The following is a 14,317-nucleotide window of genomic DNA, read 5'->3' on the forward strand; positions in this document are numbered from 1 at the left end:
AAAGGAGTTTCCCACTCATGGCTGAGGCATTCATCTGCGACGCGGTTCGGACCCCGATTGGCCGCTACGGCGGGGCTTTGGCTCCGGTGCGCACCGACGATCTGGCCACGGTGCCGATGAAAGCACTGATTGAGCGCAACCCCAAGGCTGATTTCAGCCGCCTGGACGACGTGCTCATGGGCTGCGCCAATCAAGCCGGCGAAGACAATCGCAACGTGGCGCGGATGGCGCTGCTGTTGGCCGGTCTGCCGCTGGAAATCAGCGGTGCGACTGTCAATCGGCTGTGCGCTTCGGGTATCGAGGCGATTTCCACGGCCGCGCGCGCGATTAAGGCTGGTGATGCCGACTTCATCATGGCCGGCGGGGTGGAAAGCATGTCACGCGCGCCCTTCGTCTTCGGCAAAGCGAGTGCCGCCTATGCGCGCGATACCCAGGTCTATGACACCACGCTGGGCTGGCGCTTCGTCAATCCCAAGATGAAGGAGCGCTATGGCGTGGATTCGATGAGCGAGACCGCCGACAACGTGGCCCAGGATTTCAATGTCTCGCGCGCCGACCAGGATGCGTTCGCCTTCCGCAGCCAGATGCGCGCCAAGGCCGCGGTGGCCGCCGGACGTTTGGCCGAAGAGATCGTGCCGGTGACAGTCACGCTGCGGCGCGAGAGTGTCAGCGTGTCGCGCGACGAGCATCCCCGCCCCGACACCACCTTAGAGGCGCTGGCCAAGCTGCCGGCGCTGGCCAAAGGGGGCACGGTGACGGCGGGCAACGCCTCGGGGATCAACGACGGCGCGTGCGCGATGCTGGTGGCCTCCCAAGCCGCGCTCAAGACCCATAATCTGACCCCGCGGGCGCGCGTGCTGTGCGCCGCTGCGGCCGGAGTACCGCCGCGAATCATGGGGATCGGACCGGTGCCGGCTACGCGTAAGGTGCTGGCGCGCAGCGGCTTGCGGATCGAGCAAATCGACGTGGTAGAAATCAACGAGGCCTTTGCCGCCCAGGTCCTGGCCGTGCTGCGCCAACTGGGGCTGCCCGATGACGCCGAGCATGTGAACCCCAACGGCGGCGCCATCGCGCTGGGCCATCCGTTGGGAATGAGCGGCGCGCGGCTGGTAACCACGGCGCTGGCCGAGCTTCACCGCCGTCAAGCGCGCTATGCTCTATGCACTATGTGCATCGGGGTAGGGCAGGGCTTTGCCATGCTGCTTGAGCGGGTCTAGCAGGGAAGAAGCCAAGCGATTGCTGCGCCGGTGCCGGCAGATTTGGCCATACATGAAGGAGGGCTTCGGCCCTCTTCGCCCCTGACCAAATAAGAAAGAGGAGATAGGCTGTGGAGAGTTTTTCCTCGGCCTGCTAGATCAGGAGTCAGCGACACCTATGGCCAGTCCCAAAGACGCTTTATACGATCCAACCGGCATCAAGATGCGCCGCCAGGTGCTGGGCGATGCCCATGTCGATCGGGCCTTGAACAATGCCACCGACTTCGACCAGGAGTTCCATCAGTACATCACCAAGTATGCCTGGGGCGAGGTATGGGCGCGCCCCGAGCTGCCCCCGCGCATCCGCAGCCTGATCACCATCGCGCTGTTGGCGGCCTTGGGGCGCGAGGAGGAGCTGCGCTTGCATCTGCGCGCCAGCGCCAACACCGGGGCCACCGCCGGCGACGTCAAGCAGGCGCTGTTTCACGTTGCGATCTACGCCGGGGTGCCGGCGGCCAACACCGCCTTTCGCATCGCCAAGGAAATTTTCACTGAGCTGGCCGCCAAGGAGAGCAAACCATGAGCGAGTTGAATGGTTACCGCCATCCCGCCGAAGGAATTAATCCGCCGCGCATCTTTCCGGGCTACGAATCGACCGTCAAGCGAGGTCCCAAGCAGCCTCTTGTCAAGGTTGAGCCCACGCTGTCGGAGATCACCGGGCCCAACTTGGGCAAGGAGTATCTGCGGCCCGGCGACCTCGACATGACCCATTACAATGGCGGTGAGGCGGTAGGTCAGCGCATAATTGTGACCGGACACGTCCTGGACGAAGACGGGCGGCCGGTGCGCGACGCGCTGCTGGAGATTTGGCAGGCCAACTCCTGCGGCCGCTACCATAACGACGGCGATCAGCACGACGCCCCACTGGACCCCCATTTTTACGGCAAAGGGGCGGTGGTCACGGATGGCAACGGCGAGTACCGCTTCGTCACCATCAAGCCGGGGGCGTATCCCTGGCGCAATCATTACAACGCCTGGCGTCCCAACCATATCCACTACAGTATTTTTGGCGCCGGGCTGGCTACGCGGCTAATTACTCAGATGTATTTCAGCGGCGACCCGCTGCTGCCGCTCGATCCGATTTTCAACAGCGTGCCTGATGCGCAAGCGCGCCAACGCTTGCTGGCCGATCTGGACATGTCGGTGACGGTGCCGGAAAGCGCCCTAGGTTATCGCTTCGATATCGTGCTGCGCGGCCGCAACGCCACTCCCACCGGTATCTAAGGACGGAGCGAGACAGAGATGGCACGCACACTGACCAGTTCCCAGACTATAGGTCCCTTCTTCCATCCGATCCTAGATCCGAGCTGGAGTCGGATGGTCAAGCCCGAGACGCGCGGCGAACGAATCATCGTCGAGGGCCAGGTAATCGACGGCGACAATAAGCCGCTGACCACCGACGGAATGCTGGAATTGTGGCAAGCCAACGCCGAGGGACGCTACAACCATCCCGAGGATCATCAGGAGCGGCTGCTGGATCCAACTTTTCACGGCTTTGGCCGCTGCGGTACCGATACGGAAGGACGCTTTCGTTTTTATACCATCAAGCCCGGCGCAGTGGCGGGACCCCAGAACAAGTTGCAAGCGCCGCATATCAACGTAATCGTCTTCTCGCGCGGCCTCTTGCAGCACCTCTATACCCGAATCTATTTTCCCGAAGAGCCGCTCAACCGCACCGACTATTATCTCAACGCGGCGCCCGCCGAGCGGCGCCATACCTTGATTGCCAAGGCCGCCGGCACGCGCGAGGGCGCGGCGGTTTATCAGTTCAACATCAAGCTACAGGGCGAAAACGAAACGGTCTTCTTCGACGTCTGAAGGGAGTAGCGGGCGTGCTACCGATCGATTCGGCGATCTTCGGAGCGCTGTTCGGCACCGAAGAGATGCGCGCGATTTTCTCCGAGCAGGCGTACCTCCAGGCGATGCTCGACGTCGAGGCCGCGCTCAGCCGCGCCGAAGCTGGGCTGGGTCTGGTACCGCAAGAGGTGGCAAACGCCGTCACCGGCGCGGCGAAAGTGGAAAATCTACGCCTGGATGAGATCGCGCGCAGCACGGTCAAGGTTGGCTATCCGGTGGTGGCGCTGGTGCGCGAACTGGGCCGCGCGGCCGGGGGCGAGGCGGCACGCTTTATCCATCTGGGCGCGACCACCCAGGACATCCTGGACACTGCGCTGGTGCTGCAGATGCGCTCCGGGGTTGCCGCGATTCGTCGCGACCTGGTCGCCACGGCGCAGGCTCTGGGCCGCCTGGCCCGCCGTTATCGCGACACGCCGATGGCGGGACGCACCCATTTGCAACAGGCGGTGCCAATCACTTTCGGCCTCAAATGCGCGGTGTGGGTCGCGCCGCTGGTGGCCCATGTCGAACGCTTGGATCAGGCCTGGCGGCGTGCCGCCAAGATCCAATTCGGCGGTGCGGCCGGAACTTTGGCGCCATTGGGCCCCAATGGCATCGCGGTGGCGCGAGCGTTGGCTGAGGAGCTCAAGTTGGAGCTGCCCGATCTGCCCTGGCATGCGACCCGCGACACCGTTGCCGAGCTCTGTTCAATGCTGGGGCTGATTTGCGGCAGCCTGGGCAAGTTTGCCTTCGACGTGATGCTGCTGATGCAAAGCGAGGTCGGCGAAGTGGCCGAACCCTATGAGGCCGGCCGCGGTGGATCTAGCACCATGCCTCAAAAGCGCAACCCCATCGCCAGTGAATTCATCCTCGCCGCCGCTCGCGCGGTTCACGCCCTCGTCCCTGTGATGATGGGTGCGATGATCGCCGACCACGAACGGGCTAGCGGCCCCTGGCAGAGCGAGCCGCTAGCACTGCCGCAATGCTTTGTCTTGACCGCTGGCGCGCTTGCTCAAGCGCGTCAGGTCGCGGAGGGGCTGACCGTCGATGAGGCCCGGATGCGGCGCAATCTGGAGCTGGACGGCGGCCTGATCATGGCCGAAGCGGCCTCATCTGCGCTGACTCGCGCGATGGGGCGCGCGGCCGCCCATCATGCAGTCGAGCAAGCCTGCGCCAGGGCGCTGGGCGAGCAGCGCTCGCTGCGCGAGATCCTGAGCGAAGATCCCAACGTGCGGGCCCATCTATCGGAAGAAGAAATCGGCCGGATGGTCGATCCTGCTTCCTACCTGGGATCGACGACTGAATTCATCGATCGTACCCTCCAATCCCTCGAGCGCTGTTCTGAGTCTTAAGCCCTGGTGGCCCCGATTGCGCAGCTTTGTGCGCTGGGTGCGTTCCAATGATGCTAAAGTTGGAAGCGACGTGCGATCCGCGCGTGATTCGTGACGCAATCGCCGCAACCCAACAGCTCCCCTAAGGGCTCGAAGTATGACTTGGATCCGCGCTTTTGGACCCTCCTGATCTTGACCGGTGTCGGAGCCGGGTTGGGTGGTGCAGCTCTCATGGCGCTCTTGCGCCTGGTAGTGCATGGGTCCTGGGATTACAGCGCCGGAAGGCGGTGGAGCGGGCCAGCCGTCAGCGGCGAGTGATTGTACTGGTACTGGCCGAAATTATCGCTGGGATGGGGCGCTGGCTGCTGCGCCTGGCGACCGGCGGCCATGGGAGCGAGCTGTCCGAGGCGATCAAGCTTGGTCTCGACCAACGGTTGGTGGGATTACTGCGTCATCGGAGTTCTGGTGCTGGAACCAGAACGTCCTTGACCGCCTCGCCTGCCGGGAGTCGCGTTGCCGACACCCACCGCGCGTGATATTCGAAAGGCACCTGTGGTGCGCGATATTCGATCGGTGGGCTTGGTCATCAAGCGCGACAGCCAGGCTGCCCGCTTATTGGCCCTGGAGTTGGCCGCGTTTTTGCGCGGCCGGCGGCTTACGGTGTTGGCAGAACCGCCCGAGGCAGCGGCGCTGGACGCGCAGCCCTGCGAGAAGGCAGAATTGGCAGCGCGCGCCGATCTGATCATCTCGCTGGGCGGAGATGGTACCCTGCTAAGCATCGCTCGCTTCACCGACGCGCGCGAAACGCCGATCCTGGGCATAAATATGGGCGGCTTGGGGTTCCTTACCCAGGCCACTAGCGGCCGGGCGCGCGCCACCGTGGAACAAGTGCTGGGCGGCGAGTTCGCGATCGATCGGCGTATCGCGTTGTGCGCTACGCTGGGTGCGGACGGCGGCCCGGCGCCCTCGCCCGCAATTACTCCGCTGCGTGCGCTCAACGATATCGTGATCAGCAAACGCCAACCGGGCCGAATGCTGGAGATGGAGGTGCTGGCCGACGGGCAGCGCTTTTGCACCTATCGCGCCGACGGCCTGATCATAGCCACGCCCACCGGCTCAACCGCCTATGCTTTGAGCGCAGGCGGGCCTATCATCTTTCCCACCCTGGGCGTGGTTATTCTGGCCCCGATTTGCCCCCACACGCTGACCAACCGTCCCGTGGTACTGCCCGATACCTGCACGCTGGCGATAAGCGCTCGCAGCGATGAGTATGACGCAATTATTTCGATCGATGGGCAGGAAGGAATGGCGTTGGAGCCGGGGGACCAGGTTGTGATCCGAAAGGATGCCCATGCCATTGCGCTGGTTAAATCCAGCTACTCCTATTTTGAAATTTGGCGCGACAAGCTCAAGTGGGGATGAAGGCGGGATGAGCCGGGGCGGCAGGCGATGCTGCTTGAACTGAGGATCCGCAATTTTGCCCTGATCGAACAGGCGGCGCTAGAGTTCGCCCCCGGACTCAACGTGCTGTCGGGCGAGACCGGCGCCGGCAAGACCATCATCATGACCGCGCTGGGCCTGCTGCTGGGGATGCGCGCCTCGCCTGATTTGATTAGGGCTGAGCAGAAGGAGGCGGCGGTCGAGGGGCGCTTCGAGCTGGCGGGCGAGCATCTGTCCGAGGAGGTGCGTGCCGCGATCGGCGAGCATGACGAATTGCTGGTACGCCGTACGATCGCCGAAGGTGGCCGCTCGCGGGTGCTGATTAACGACTCCCTGGCCACTGTACAGAGCCTGAGCAAAATCGGCGGCGCGCTGGTCCAGATCTACGGCCAGCATGAACAGCAATCGCTGCTGCGTACCGAAACTCACCTGGCGATTCTCGACCGCTACGGCGCCTTGGAAGAGCAGGCCGAGCGCTATCGCGCGGCGTATACCCAGGCACGCGCGGCCCTGGCGCGACTGGCGGAACTTCGCGCGCGCGTTCACGAGCGCCAGCGACGGCTGGAGTTGGCGCGCTTCGAGCTTGCGGAATTGGAACAGGCTCAGCTCGATCTGCAGGAAGCGAGCACGCTTGCCGAGCGGCGGGCGATTTTGGCCAACGCCAGCCGCCTGGGTGCCGCCGCCGCCGCCGCCGAGGAGCTGATCGCAAGTCAGGACGGCGCCGCGATCGGGCTGGCGGGGCGCGCCCAAAACATGCTGTTGGAGGCCGTCGCGCTCGATCCAAGGCTGGGCGAGGCGGCGGAATTAATCGCAGGCGCGCGGCTGAACCTGGAGGAGGCCGCCCACCTGCTGCAGGACTATGCCGCTCGCATCGAGACCGATCCGGCGCGGTTGGAGCAAATTGACAATCGCATCCAGGAACTCAACCGCATCAAACGCAAGTACGGCGGTAGCCTGGAAGAAGCGATCGCCGCGCGCGAGCGGGCCCGCGCGGAGGTTGCCGAGCTGGAAAATTTCGCCGAGAGCCAGGCCGCCATGGAGAGCGCGGCGCGCGAGGCAAGCATGATGGCGCGGGCGGCTGCGGAGGCGCTGGGTCAGGGGCGCCGTCAGGCGGCCGCGCGACTGTGCGAGGAGATGACGGCGGAACTGCGGACGCTGGAGATGCGCAGCGCGCGCTTCGAGGTGCGCCTGGCCGGGCTTTCGCGGGGCGATCCCGAGCTTGAATGCGACGGTGTGCGACTCGGGCCCGACGGCGCCGAGGAGGGCGAGTTCTACCTGGCGCCCAACCTGGGCGCGCCGGCGATGGCGCTGGCGCGGATCGCCTCGGGCGGCGAGTTGTCGCGGGTAATGCTAGCGCTCAAGCGGCTGGAGGCGCGCCAGCGCGGCGTGGCAACCCTGATTTTCGACGAAGTTGACGCCGGAATCGGCGGCGCAGTGGCACAGGTGGTAGGGCGCAAGCTCAAGGAGTTGGCCCGCTATCACCAGGTCTTGTGCGTCACTCATCTGCCGCAGATCGCCTCCTTCGCCGACCGCCATTTCCTGGTCGAGAAGGAGGAGGTGAATACGATGACGGTCAGCCGGGTGAGCCAGCTCGATGGCGGGCGGCGGGTGGAGGAATTGGCCCGGATGCTAGGAGGTGAGGCGATAAGCGAGCGCTTTCGGCGCGCCGCCCGCGAGCTTTTGGCGCGCGCCCAGCAATAGCGGCGCCCTGCCTCGCGCCCGGTTTTCACTTGCGTCTTTTTCCGCCCGCCGGGCCGGCCTTCGCGCCTCGGCGCCTTGCGCGCCGCGCCGGCACGGTCGGCTCCCTTATCGATGCCTTGTGTCCGTCGCTCCGCTCATCTGAGCGGTAGGTTGACTCCGCCGGACCCTTTCGCTTAGTTGTAATCCTTCCCCACGCGGTGGGGCTGTAGCTCAGTTTGGGAGAGCGCCTGAATGGCATTCAGGAGGTCGGCGGTTCGATCCCGCTCAGCTCCACCAGTAAAATCAAGCGCTTTTTCGGTTTTGGACAGCATCGGACAGCGTGATTGTCCGAAAAGTTGTCCGAAGCGGCAATTCACGAGCGCGACGTATGCGCGGCGTTCGCGCAGCCCGTTTACCCGGGCTACGGATGGTCGCATTGGGTTGGTGCCTGCTCCTCAACGTATTCCCAGTGATATCTTGGGTAGCATTAGCCATCTAATTGGCGCTGGGCCTTGCCGGTCCACAAGGGCTTAGGTGTACTTCCACGCAACCCGACAAGAGGCTGGTCCTCAACTTGTCTTTAGGGTAGCGGAAGGGTAGCGGGAGAACCGGGAGACAAGGAGCAGGCAAGCGCTGTGCCAGCCAAGGTCGCCGCTCGGCCGCTGGGAGCCGCCCTTGTCACATCACTCCGTCACCAACGCGCCTGTAGGCCGGCAGCCCGGCTAACCTTACGTGTAGGTATCGCCTGCCTTTTGTGCTTGTCGAAATCGCAAAGCCGCAGCGTTTGATCTCCCCGGCGTTTTCCACGCGAACAAAGCCATGGGCGTCACAGATTGCGGCGGGATACTTCTCGGGTGCCTGCCACCAAAGGCCATCGTGGCTGAAGCGTGCCTCTTTAAACGGTGGGACATCTGGCGGAAGGCTTCGATTCAATGCCAGAAGGCGTCTTTGTGACTTCTGCGCCATGTTGGGGAACTATACGCTTGAGGCTGGTCGGTGCACAAATGCCCTGAGTTAGAGACTCGCAGAATACGTTTCGGCAAAAACGTCAGCGATTTGAACGATTATTTGTTCAGCGAACTTCGAACTCAGCCGGTTCGAGCCGGCGCTTTGCCTGTACAGGTAACCGGCTGAGCCGGGCGGCTCGCGCGGCTAAACCTTGTACTACGACACTTTTTGGCTTATAGCTCCATTCGGCAAAAAAGAAGTAGCTTTGGCACTCCGACGCCTAAAAGTCGCGATTGACGGAATCGTCTCTTTGTAATCCAAACAAGGAGGCCCAGGGTATGTCGGTTTTCTCGAAAGGGTGCCGTGCTGGCGTATGGCTGGGGCTGGTCATCTGGTTGGGCGCGATCTCGGGCTGCAATTCATCGGGTTCGGGGCCTTCGGCACCGCCGAGTCCGACGCCAGTTCCAACCGCGGTCCCGACCCGGACTTCCACAGCCACCGCGTCGCCGACCTCGGTCGTTACATCAACCGCTACTCCCACGCCAACCGCAACGCCGGCTGTGGTCTCACTTAACGGCGAGGTTCTTAGCAGCGCCGGCAGAAATCCCGTGAGCGGTTCGACCGTAACGCTGTACAGCATGGGTCCGGCAGCGACTACCTGCAGCGGCGTGTCATGCTACGGCGCACATGCGCTCCAGCTGGCGCAGGGAACATCAAACAGCTCCGGGGCGTTCAGTTTGAGCTTTAATCCCGCCAACTGTCCGACCGGGGCCGGTGCCGATCCAACATATGTGGTAGCCAGCGGTGGCAGCACTGGCGTTGGCAGCAACTCAGCTATAGGTTTGATTGCCCTGACGGGGCCGTGCAATGGCCTCACTGCTGCAAGTTTCGTTGTTGTCAACGAACTGACCACCGTTGCGGCCGAATGGGCGCTGGCCCGCTTTACCGATTCAACTGGCACGGTCGTGGGAACCTCGTCGACCAATGCAACTGGTATATCCAACGCAGTGACACTTGCGACCGAGGACCTGGTGGTTAGCTACATGTCATCAGGGGGCAATAGCGGCAATACCGGTATCCCGGCCGCGTTTTGGGCTAATACCGGAGCCACCGTTGCCAGTTGCAGCAGCGGTTCTCCGGCGGTCAACTGCGATGGACTGGAGAGGCTGGACACGCTTGCCAACATCCTGGCCTCCTGCATCAACACCAACGGTCCAAGTTCGCCGCAATGCAGCGCGTTATTGGGCGCCGCCGGCGCTACCACGACGACGCTGGCTGCGGCTCACGCGATCGCGAGCAGTCCAGCCCGAAACGTGGCAGCTATTTTCGCGATCACGCCACCCGCAGGAATGAGTCTCTTCCAACCCGCCCTAGCAGCTTCGCCCGCGGCCTTTACAATCGCGCTGAACTATCTTGGCGGCGGTCTAAACTACCCTGACGCGGTGGCGATCGACGCTGCGGGCGACGCCTGGGTCGTTAACGAGCACGGGGGCTCGGGTGGCAACACCCTGACCGAGTTGAATCCCTTAGGCACACCAATCTCCCCCTCGACTGGGTTTACAGGCGGGGGTTTGAACGGACCCCAGGCTATCGCGCTGGACATCGCTGGCAACGCATGGGTAAGCAACAACGGCGGCAACAGTGTCAGCGAATTCAACTCGGCTGGGACCCCGTTATCGCCTTCCGTGGGGTACACGGGTGGCGGTATTAACGCTCCGCTCGGCATCGCGATCGACGCCTCGGGCCATGTCTGGATCGCAAATAACGGGGTGAGCGGCAGCGTTAGCGAATTGATGGGCGGTAACACGCCGCCGGCCTCGTGCCCTTCTCCGCCAAGTACGGGTGATACCGGATGCCCGATCTCGCCGGCGACTGGTTTCACGGGAGGTGGGCTCAGCTCGTCGTTTGGCCTTACTATCGATGGTTCGCTCGCTCTCTGGATAAGCAACCAAATCAGCCCCGCTACGCTGAGCAAATTCACTTCTTCGGGCAGCCCGGTGTCGGGTTCCCCCTTCAGCGGCGGCGGCTTGAACGGTCCGCAATTTCTTGCCCTCGACGCTGCGAGCAACGTATGGGTCGCCAACGGTGGAAGCGTCAGTAGCCCCAGCACGACGGTCAGCGAGTTCAGCTCCTCGGGTGTGCCGATTTCTCCGGGCGGCGGTTATGACACCGGTCTGAATTCTCCCTACGCGGTCGCGATTGATTCGTCGGGCGAGGCCTGGTTAACGCACGGCGGGGTCAGTCTCATCGAGCTAGTAGGCGGCAACACGCCACCCGCTTCCTGTCCTTCCGCACCCGGCCCCACTGACACCGGCTGTTCGCTATCTCCGTCGGGCGGTTTCACTGGTCCGGGCATGGGCGCCACACTCGGCCTTGCAATTGACGCTTCCGGCGATGTTTGGGTAACCAACGAGGCCGGGGCAGCGGGTACGTTTGGCGGGGTGACGGAATTTATCGGAGTAGCGGGACCCGTGCTGACACCAAACGTGGCTTGTTTGCAGCAGGGGAGTACGGTCTGTCTGCCCTAAAAGTCAGGAAGGAATCTGTCCGCCGCATAGTCGGAAATATTACTGTGGTGACTGCCGCTATGCCTCCTATCCAAATCACGATCGCACGGAGGTGCAGCACACTATGCCGCTACGAACCATCGATAGTTCACTTCAACAACCTCCTACGGGGCACTCCGCGGAGATAAGCCTCGACCGCCAGCAGAGCAAACGCACCAAGCACCATCGTTCTGAGAAACCACCTCCGCGCACCAAGTCCCGCCGCCCAAGCGCGAAAGGCCACATATACGGCTTGAGTCGTGTGAATACCGAGAGTGAAAGCGAAAAGCCCTCGCCCCACACGAGCAACCATGCCTAAAGGACTCGCCCCAAGTATTCCGATCGCGATCCAGAGAAGCCCACAGATGAGCCAATCGCGTTCAGCAATCTCGATCCGTTCGTACAAGACCAAAGCGGGTCTGCTATGGTGCATAGCACTAGCCCTTCCAGCCGTGCATCGCCGATGCCAATGCGCCTGCGCGCCGCTTCCGTCCAAACGGTGCCATCGCGATTGAGCGCACGGTATTGCCAACTAACATCAACACGGCCGGTGGAGCTACAAAGCGCTTCAAACTAATCAGAATACTCCAGAAAGGCGCAGACCATCAGCAAACCATGGTCGATATAGAGCCCAAGTTGAAAAAGCCGGCAAGCTCCAGCCAAGGCGCAGCAGCTCCGCCAGCAGCGCAACAATAATTTTGACTGGCCGCATCGCGCCTGCGGCCGCACACAGGGGCCTACCTGTTAACTCCTTCGCTAATGTAATCTCATCTACTTAACGCCCGCCACCATCCCTCACCGCAACAGTGACAATCGGTCCGGGCATCCATCATCGGCCGCGCTATCGGCGGCTAATGAAATCGGTTCTGAGCTGAGCTTCTTCACCTGAGCATCAAGGGTTGTAAGCCGCTTCCTAAGCTCCTTGTCTCGGTTCCACCGGGCCGTCACGTCGCGCACAATCGCGACCGACCCCAACACCTTGCCGTCCGCGCCTCGGATCAGAGCGATGGTAAACTCGATCGAAATACGGGTTCCATCCTTGCAAAGCGCGGGTACCGCCAACAGATTCCGGTTGTACTGGGTGCGCCCCGTTTTCATCGTCTGGGTGTATCCTACCCAATGACGCTCGCGCAGGCTTTCGGGAATAATCCGGTCCAGCGACTGCCCCACCATTTCCTCGGCACGAAAACCGAACATTGTTTCGGCGCCGCCGTTCCACAATCGCACCACCCCGCCGCCATCGGCAAAAATGATCGCATCACTGGCATTGTCGACGATCTGTTGGCATAACCATTCATGATTGTCTTCCATCACTGTGAGTGGCCTCCGATAAGTGAGTGGCCTCCGATAACCTCTCGTCTAGGTGCCTATCCGCGAGCATAATTCAGAAATATAAATGACCACAGACGCATCAACAGCACCTCAGGGTGGTTAGCCCAGCGTACGTATTCACGCTGCGTTTGTCTTGATTCCTTACCAATCGACGTTCACTTGTCCGAAACGAGCTGCCACTTGCGCTTGTTGTTGGCTACCTGCTCCGGAGTGGGAGCAGGCTTGTCCTCAAATGTCTTGATTCGAAACCGATCGGGCGCTTCGACTGTCTTGGCGTTGAGCGCGACATCACTGCGAAATGGTTCAGGAACCGCGGGTTCTTCGTAAATCGCCTGCCAGGGGCATTCGGGTTCGCAGGCTCCGCACTCTATGCATTCGTCGGGATTTATGTAAAGCTGATTAGGAAAGTGCTGCCGATCGTCTCCTGTATACTCATAAATACAATCAACCGGACAAACACTCACACATCCGGTATCGAGACAGTCAATACAAAGTCGTGTTATTACCCAAGGCATGTTGATCTCTTTGAGATTGAGTAGGGTGGCGGCTCGTGTTAAGGCAGCAAATCGCCAGAGCCGATCGGTCGCGCATGTTTAAAACCCGCTGCATTGTTTGCTCCGGCAATAGATAGTTCGGAAATAATCGAGAGGCCGTTGCACGTAAAGGCGTGTGAAAGGAGGCTGCGTGCATGCGCGTCAGCCGCTTGTGCGCTTTGCTTGGTAAGCGCGTTGTGCGCGACGAGCGGCACGAGATGTCGCGCGGCGTCGATCGCACGCTGGCGATCTGCGAGCGGCTTCTGTACTTGCTCTTCATCGAGTACTGCCTTCAGCGCCGGAAGAATTCCTCTTCGTAACGACAACCTTGTCTTTGCCGTAAGCATCGTGAATCGCGCGAAGCACCGCCCGTTGCCGCTCTTCACCTACGCGCTCTTCGATGAGCGGCAGATAGATTTGTTCTTCCTTGGCAAGGTGAAGTTCCACGATCGCATCAAGCCGAAGGGCAAGGCCCCGTAACCGGCGCAAAAGACGGCCGCGCTGATCCCTAGCCGTCGCACTTGCAAGCTCCTGCGCGACTTTCTCGATTTTGGCGACGTAGGCGGCGATAAATTCATGATCGACCACCATCGTGGCGGTCGGTTTGCCGTACTTTTGGACTAAGGTGTCCACCAGCGGGTATAAGTGCCGTTCTTCGCCGTGGGCATGAGGCAGCAGGTCCTTCTCCAGGAACGCGACCAAGGCGTCACGCTGCATCTGCGCCCCGTCGCCGCCGACTGCTTGCACGTGCCCTTCTAAGGTCTTGGCCAAATTCAGATGGTGTTTGCGGATTGCCTCAGGCAAAATGTTCATGTTGCTGCTCTTCCGGCGTTCTTCGCCGTTACCTTTACGGGGTGCAGCCTAAATCTGTATCTAGTGTACATCTTCACCGGCAGCGGTCAAGGGCCATCGCAAGAACTTGCTGGTGCACAATCTCGCACGCGGCGGTTTCATCAAGAGTCACCGCGGCAAGGGCGGCGGCATCGAACTGGCGCGCAAGCACGCCAAAGTCAACATCGACGAGGCTGTGCGATACAAGCTGAGGTGCACAAGGGCGGTGGAATGCTTCGATTGGGAACGCAACCGAAGCGTGATCGCGAATTTCTGCGGCCTTACCGAAGCTCGCGCCGCGTGCGACAACTTCTCTGCCACGCTCGACCGTTACACCCTTGCGGATCTGCTTGAGCGGCGAGCACGTCTGGCGACAATTCTCGCGACGGCTTCGAATCGCGAGTGAACATGAGCGCGCTCCAATTGATTGCTCACAAAAGACAGCAGCGTAACTCCTACTTCCCGCTAGGTCCTCGGAGCGAGCTTGCGCAATTCAGCGATAACCGACGCGTTTTTATCCGTCTATAATTTCCCTGCTTATTAAGTTTTCCTCTTGGATAATTGTTTCATCTGGCTTTATCCTG

14 protein-coding genes and 1 tRNA gene are annotated in these 14,317 nt (G+C 61.6%); 12 read left to right on the top strand and 3 right to left on the bottom strand.

The annotated features are described in order from the left end of the window. The first annotated feature begins 17 nt into the window (after positions 1 to 17). From pcaF to VKV28_17545, 11 genes are all read left to right on the top strand, one after another. Positions 18 to 1,217 carry a 3-oxoadipyl-CoA thiolase gene (pcaF, locus tag VKV28_17495; GenBank protein ID HLH78598.1) on the top strand — a complete coding sequence of 400 codons (1,200 nt, stop codon included), beginning with the start codon at positions 18 to 20 and terminating at the stop codon, positions 1,215 to 1,217. A 157-nt stretch (positions 1,218 to 1,374) separates the two neighbouring features. Beyond that, positions 1,375 to 1,779 carry a 4-carboxymuconolactone decarboxylase gene (gene pcaC, locus VKV28_17500; GenBank protein ID HLH78599.1) on the top strand — a complete coding sequence of 135 codons (405 nt, stop codon included), beginning with the start codon at positions 1,375 to 1,377 and terminating at the stop codon, positions 1,777 to 1,779. After that, on the top strand, positions 1,776 to 2,480 hold the full coding sequence (pcaH, locus tag VKV28_17505; protein HLH78600.1) for a protocatechuate 3,4-dioxygenase subunit beta: 705 nt from the start codon (positions 1,776 to 1,778) through the stop codon (positions 2,478 to 2,480). Before pcaC ends, pcaH begins: the two co-directional genes overlap by 4 nt. Before the next feature lie 18 nt (positions 2,481 to 2,498). Then, entirely contained in the window at positions 2,499 to 3,074 is a 576-nt protein-coding gene (gene pcaG / locus VKV28_17510; GenBank protein HLH78601.1) for a protocatechuate 3,4-dioxygenase subunit alpha, read from the top strand. A 14-nt stretch (positions 3,075 to 3,088) separates the two neighbouring features. Further along, positions 3,089 to 4,444, top strand: a complete 1,356-nt coding sequence (gene pcaB, locus VKV28_17515; GenBank protein ID HLH78602.1) for a 3-carboxy-cis,cis-muconate cycloisomerase — start codon at positions 3,089 to 3,091, stop codon at positions 4,442 to 4,444. Positions 4,445 to 4,710: 266 nt separating this feature from the next. Then, complete coding sequence (locus VKV28_17520; protein ID HLH78603.1) at positions 4,711 to 4,959, top strand: hypothetical protein; 249 nt, start codon at positions 4,711 to 4,713, stop codon at positions 4,957 to 4,959. Between the two features lie 19 nt (positions 4,960 to 4,978). After that, positions 4,979 to 5,845, top strand: coding sequence for an NAD(+)/NADH kinase (locus VKV28_17525; GenBank protein HLH78604.1), 867 nt, complete (start codon positions 4,979 to 4,981; stop codon positions 5,843 to 5,845). 27 nt (positions 5,846 to 5,872) lie between these two features. Next, positions 5,873 to 7,564, top strand: a complete 1,692-nt coding sequence (gene recN / locus VKV28_17530; GenBank protein ID HLH78605.1) for a DNA repair protein RecN — start codon at positions 5,873 to 5,875, stop codon at positions 7,562 to 7,564. 199 nt (positions 7,565 to 7,763) lie between these two features. Next, positions 7,764 to 7,840 (top strand) — tRNA-Ala (locus VKV28_17535). Positions 7,841 to 8,864: 1,024 nt separating this feature from the next. Then, positions 8,865 to 9,065: a hypothetical protein gene (locus tag VKV28_17540; protein ID HLH78606.1), complete on the top strand. Its 201-nt coding sequence runs from the start codon at positions 8,865 to 8,867 to the stop codon at positions 9,063 to 9,065. Positions 9,066 to 9,228: 163 nt separating this feature from the next. Beyond that, a complete protein-coding gene (locus tag VKV28_17545) occupies positions 9,229 to 11,019 on the top strand; it encodes a hypothetical protein (GenBank protein ID HLH78607.1) in 1,791 nt (596 codons plus the stop codon). A gap of 813 nt (positions 11,020 to 11,832) precedes the next feature. On the opposite strand, the gene VKV28_17550 is transcribed toward VKV28_17545, so the two are convergent. The 3 genes from VKV28_17550 to VKV28_17560 all read right to left on the bottom strand — a co-directional run bounded on the left by VKV28_17550 (position 11,833) and on the right by VKV28_17560 (position 13,715). After that, the gene (locus VKV28_17550) at positions 11,833 to 12,348 is read right to left on the bottom strand and encodes a PAS domain S-box protein (GenBank protein HLH78608.1); all 516 of its coding nucleotides are present in this window, start codon (positions 12,346 to 12,348) and stop codon (positions 11,833 to 11,835) included. A 176-nt stretch (positions 12,349 to 12,524) separates the two neighbouring features. Then, the gene (locus tag VKV28_17555) at positions 12,525 to 12,884 is read right to left on the bottom strand and encodes a ferredoxin family protein (GenBank protein HLH78609.1); all 360 of its coding nucleotides are present in this window, start codon (positions 12,882 to 12,884) and stop codon (positions 12,525 to 12,527) included. 294 nt (positions 12,885 to 13,178) lie between these two features. After that, a complete protein-coding gene (locus VKV28_17560) occupies positions 13,179 to 13,715 on the bottom strand; it encodes a hemerythrin domain-containing protein (protein ID HLH78610.1) in 537 nt (178 codons plus the stop codon). 112 nt (positions 13,716 to 13,827) lie between these two features. Here VKV28_17560 and VKV28_17565 point away from each other — a divergent pair, with 112 nt between their 5' ends. Then, the gene (locus tag VKV28_17565) at positions 13,828 to 14,139 is read left to right on the top strand and encodes an Rrf2 family transcriptional regulator (protein ID HLH78611.1); all 312 of its coding nucleotides are present in this window, start codon (positions 13,828 to 13,830) and stop codon (positions 14,137 to 14,139) included. Positions 14,140 to 14,317 lie beyond the last annotated feature (178 nt).

The organism is Candidatus Binataceae bacterium, from assembly GCA_035294265.1.
GTDB lineage: Bacteria > Desulfobacterota > Binatia > Binatales > Binataceae > DATGLK01.

Bases quoted from the DNA above. Each gene is read 5' to 3' on its own strand.
- pcaF (HLH78598.1), top strand. From the start codon at position 18: ATGGCTGAGGCATTCATCTGCGACGCGGTTCGGACCCCGATTGGCCGC.
- pcaC (HLH78599.1), top strand. From the start codon at position 1,375: ATGGCCAGTCCCAAAGACGCTTTATACGATCCAACCGGCATCAAGATG.
- pcaH (HLH78600.1), top strand. From the start codon at position 1,776: ATGAGCGAGTTGAATGGTTACCGCCATCCCGCCGAAGGAATTAATCCG.
- pcaG (HLH78601.1), top strand. From the start codon at position 2,499: ATGGCACGCACACTGACCAGTTCCCAGACTATAGGTCCCTTCTTCCAT.
- recN (HLH78605.1), top strand. From the start codon at position 5,873: ATGCTGCTTGAACTGAGGATCCGCAATTTTGCCCTGATCGAACAGGCG.
- VKV28_17540 (HLH78606.1), top strand. From the start codon at position 8,865: ATGGCTGGGGCTGGTCATCTGGTTGGGCGCGATCTCGGGCTGCAATTC.
- VKV28_17550 (HLH78608.1), bottom strand. From the start codon at position 12,348: ATGGAAGACAATCATGAATGGTTATGCCAACAGATCGTCGACAATGCC.
- VKV28_17555 (HLH78609.1), bottom strand. From the start codon at position 12,884: ATGCCTTGGGTAATAACACGACTTTGTATTGACTGTCTCGATACCGGA.
- VKV28_17560 (HLH78610.1), bottom strand. From the start codon at position 13,715: ATGAACATTTTGCCTGAGGCAATCCGCAAACACCATCTGAATTTGGCC.